Here is a 3,356-nt window from a genome sequence, read left to right as displayed (position 1 = left end):
GCGCGGAGGAGAATGCGGCAGGCGCCGGCGCCGAAACCGAATAGCAGTCAAGCAGGTTAAGTATCGAGCACAACAGGGAACTCGCCACCACGGTGGCGCTGGCGCTCGATCCGCCTGCCTGTTTGGAGCCCAGTATGCTGATGGCGGGATTGGCCTTCATCGTTCCGGACGCCCCGACCATGATGGTGCAGGTGCCGATGATCGCCGCCTGCGCCGGAAGGCAGGAACCGGCAAGTGCCGCCATCGCAAGCAGCGCGCGGCTACTGCTTCTTCTTTTTCTTGCCATCGCCATTTCCGGTCCTGATGCTCCAGCCTTCGTTGGCCCACCCCGGTGATGCGGCTGCGGGAGCGGTGGCGGCTACGCTGGCCGTCTGGCCGTCGGCGCCGAGGCCCATTTTGAGAAGTTTCAGCTCCAGATGCAGGCGCTCGACCTCAAGCTCATAGAGACGGCTGCAATCGACGCGCTTCGGCGTACGCCCGATCGGGATCACCACCCGGCCGTAAGTGGCGACATCATTGTCGGACTGGCTGTTGCCTCTGATAACGCCGAGATCGACATAGGCCCCGGAGCCGGAGACGGCGGAACGGCATGTGGTGCCGTCCGCGGCACGGACCTCGTCCTGACCCTGGGGCAAGGTGACACCGGGCAGGTTGAAGCCGCTCTCATTCTGGTTGAGGTTGTAGACGTCCTCGGCCCCGGCCGGCGAGGCACCCGCCCAAGCAGCCGCGAGCGCCAGTGTCAGGACTTGCGGCGCCCAAAGAACTTTCCGCATATCTGTGCCCTTATCTGCGTCTGTTGATTGGGAAAGGGGATGCTTTCGGTACAGATACGCACTTTACGCTCGGCCGCGCCGTCAAAGGGCACGACCACAAGGACAGAACGGGAAGCCTGGGAAGCCAGCTGGAAGACATTTGGAGAGATTCTGGCATCTACCGGCTGAAAATCCTGATCGTAGACGTGGATTTCGACCCGGATCTTCCGGTCGTAGGGATTGGCAGGGAAGATGCGGACCGCGAAGACGTCGGTGAAGCTGTTGATCTCGCCACGCATCGGCGACATCGATTGGGCCTTGGCGGCAATGGGTGTCAATCCGATGGCCAATGCCGTCGCCAGGATTCGAGCATGTTTCAACGACCCCTCCTTCGCCACGCGTCATTCGCAGCGCAGCGTTACCGTTGCCTGATAATTGCCGTTGGCGAAGCGATTGCTGCCGCCTTTGGTTCCAGCGAGGTGAACCGAGACGAGATCGGCGCCGGGGGTGGTGATGCTGGTTGCCGAGCCGGTCTCGACGATGGCATGCGCGCCGGTGGCGGAGTAGGTCGGCGTCCAGGTCGTCGACGTGCTGTCTGCCGATGGCACCGTCATGGTGGTGACCGGATCGACGCTGAGCGACACACCTCCGGTCGTCGTCAGTGTCACGGTCCCAGCCGAGCCGCCGCTGTTGTGGGAACTGAGGGACTGGAGATCGGGGCTGGCCGTCATCGTGCCGTTGGTGGCAACGACAAGCGTGCAGGTGGGCGCGATCGTGCCATTGAAGATGACATTCTGCGTCGCGGCCAACGCGGCCTCGTCGAGGCTGGCAACCAGCAGAGCTGCGGCGCAGGCGGCGCGAAACAATGTCATCGGGACCTCCTATCAAGCCGGATCGTCCGGATTAATATGAGGGCATCATCACTTTATCGTGGTTAATTTAGAGTTACCTAAAATAACGGCTCAAAATAACAACTGCAGGGGACCGGAGGTTGCCCTGGGTTGCAACGGCGGAAACCACAGTCTAAATCGCGCTTATACTTAAGAAGGCCGATATATCCATGTTTTCCTTCGCAATATCGAGGAAAATCGATATTACGATACCTGCCCGGCTTCCCAGCCCAGAATGGCGCGCTTGCGGGTCAGGCCCCAGTGATAGCCGGTGAGATCGCCTGATTTACCGATGGCGCGGTGACAAGGCACCACGAAAGAGAGCGGATTGGCCCCGTTGGCCGCACCGACAGCACGGCTGGCGGACGGTGCGCCGATGCTGGCCGCAATCGAGGAATAGGTGCGGGCCTTACCCATCGGGATCTTGAGCAGCGCCTCCCAGACGCGAACCTGGAAGTCGGTGCCGATCATGACGACATGCAGCGGCTGGTCGGGGCGCCACAGCGTCGGATCGAAGATACGGGCGGCATAGGGACCGGTAGCAGTCATGTCCTCGACATAGACGGCGTTCGGCCAGCGGCTGGACATGTCGGCGAAGGCGGCGCGTTCCTCGCCGGGGTCGCTGAAGGCGAGGCCGGCGAGCCCGCGCTCGGTGGCCATGATCAGGGCGGTGCCGAACGGCGAGGAATGGAAGCCGTAGCGGATGGTGAGCCCGGCGCCGCGTGTCTTGTAGTCGCCCGGCGACATCGCCTCATGGGTGACGAACAGGTCATGCAGCCGGCCCGGGCCGGACATGCCCAGTTCGAACGAGGTCTCGAGCAGCGGCATGCCGGAATCGAGCAGCCTGCGCGCATGGTCCAGCGTCACCGCCTGCAGGAAGGCTTTGGGCGACAGGCCGGCCCAGCGGGTGAAGAGTTTTTGCAGGCCGGTCGGCGTCTCGCCAACCTCCTCGGCCAGTTCTTCGAGGGAAGGCTGATCGCGATAGTCGAGACTGATCTTCTCGATGGCACGGCGCACGATTTCGTAGTCGCTGCCTTCAGGCGTGATGTCCTTTTTGAGGACTGCGGTGTGTGTGCTCATGGAACTGTCTCCTTGAGCCGGAATATCGCCCCTCGGGGCGTCGATCGCCACCCGAAACTTGCCTTCCTACGCCGCATACGTAGATGGACACGGGATTCGAGCCCAGGAGCCGCCCGTGGCTGGCTCAGCGTGCCTTGGCGGTCGCCAGCGCGCGCGAAAAGGCGGTGGCAAAGCTCTCGCGGGAATCGGGGTCCAGGAAGGATCCGATCGGCACGTTCTGCCCTTGGCCTTCCACCGTCATCCCTGTGATGCCGATCTCGGCGTGGCGGGCTACCGAAAACCGCGCCCAGAACGGATTGAAGCGATGCGCTTCCGATTTGCCGGAAGGTGCGGTCTTGCGGATGTCGAGGCTGGTGCGCGAGACCGAGACTTCCTCGCGGGCGCGAGCGGCCCGGTAGTTGATGCGAAAGGCGAGGTAGACGGCGGCCACGTCGAGGCCGAAGAAGCCGAACACCGGCCAGGCGCCGCGCGACAGGAAAAACGCGCCTGTCACCAGCCAGCCGAACAGCAGCGCGCCCATCAGGATGAAGAAGCCTGTCCGGCCCAGAGACCGGTGCGGGGTGAGTAGCGCCTGAAAGAATGGCTCGTCGGCCTGAAACGAGGCGTTTGTGTCGCTCATGAGGGGATATTATAG

General features: G+C 62.9%; 5 protein-coding genes and 1 pseudogene. All 6 read right to left on the bottom strand.

Annotation, left to right across the window (positions count from 1 at the left end; translation table 11 throughout):
* Positions 1-286, bottom strand: a pseudogene (locus EN964_RS29440) (hypothetical protein); the annotation flags it as partial.
* Positions 261-773 carry a hypothetical protein gene (locus EN964_RS29435; RefSeq protein ID WP_127267102.1) on the bottom strand — a complete coding sequence of 171 codons (513 nt, stop codon included), beginning with the start codon at positions 771-773 and terminating at the stop codon, positions 261-263. The pseudogene EN964_RS29440 and the gene EN964_RS29435, both read right to left, overlap by 26 nt.
* Positions 740-1,132, bottom strand: a complete 393-nt coding sequence (locus tag EN964_RS29430; RefSeq protein WP_127267101.1) for a hypothetical protein — start codon at positions 1,130-1,132, stop codon at positions 740-742. The genes EN964_RS29435 and EN964_RS29430 overlap by 34 nt, the downstream gene beginning before the upstream one ends.
* 21 nt (positions 1,133-1,153) lie before the next feature.
* Positions 1,154-1,624, bottom strand: a complete 471-nt coding sequence (locus EN964_RS29425; protein ID WP_127267100.1) for a hypothetical protein — start codon at positions 1,622-1,624, stop codon at positions 1,154-1,156.
* A 222-nt stretch (positions 1,625-1,846) separates the two neighbouring features.
* Entirely contained in the window at positions 1,847-2,722 is an 876-nt protein-coding gene (locus EN964_RS29420) for a bifunctional helix-turn-helix domain-containing protein/methylated-DNA--[protein]-cysteine S-methyltransferase (RefSeq protein WP_127267099.1), read from the bottom strand.
* A gap of 124 nt (positions 2,723-2,846) precedes the next feature.
* Entirely contained in the window at positions 2,847-3,341 is a 495-nt protein-coding gene (locus EN964_RS29415) for a DUF2244 domain-containing protein (protein ID WP_127267098.1), read from the bottom strand.
* Positions 3,342-3,356: the final 15 nt, after the last annotated feature.

It is taken from the genome of Mesorhizobium sp. M7A.F.Ca.CA.001.10.2.1 (assembly GCF_003998575.1).
Classification (GTDB): Bacteria; Pseudomonadota; Alphaproteobacteria; order Rhizobiales; family Rhizobiaceae; genus Mesorhizobium.
Note: the sequence above shows the minus strand (reverse complement) of the source record. Positions and strands in the feature narration are given on the sequence as shown.

Bases quoted from the DNA above. Each gene is read 5' to 3' on its own strand.
- EN964_RS29435 (WP_127267102.1), bottom strand. From the start codon at position 773: ATGCGGAAAGTTCTTTGGGCGCCGCAAGTCCTGACACTGGCGCTCGCG.
- EN964_RS29425 (WP_127267100.1), bottom strand. From the start codon at position 1,624: ATGACATTGTTTCGCGCCGCCTGCGCCGCAGCTCTGCTGGTTGCCAGC.
- EN964_RS29420 (WP_127267099.1), bottom strand. From the start codon at position 2,722: ATGAGCACACACACCGCAGTCCTCAAAAAGGACATCACGCCTGAAGGC.
- EN964_RS29415 (WP_127267098.1), bottom strand. From the start codon at position 3,341: ATGAGCGACACAAACGCCTCGTTTCAGGCCGACGAGCCATTCTTTCAG.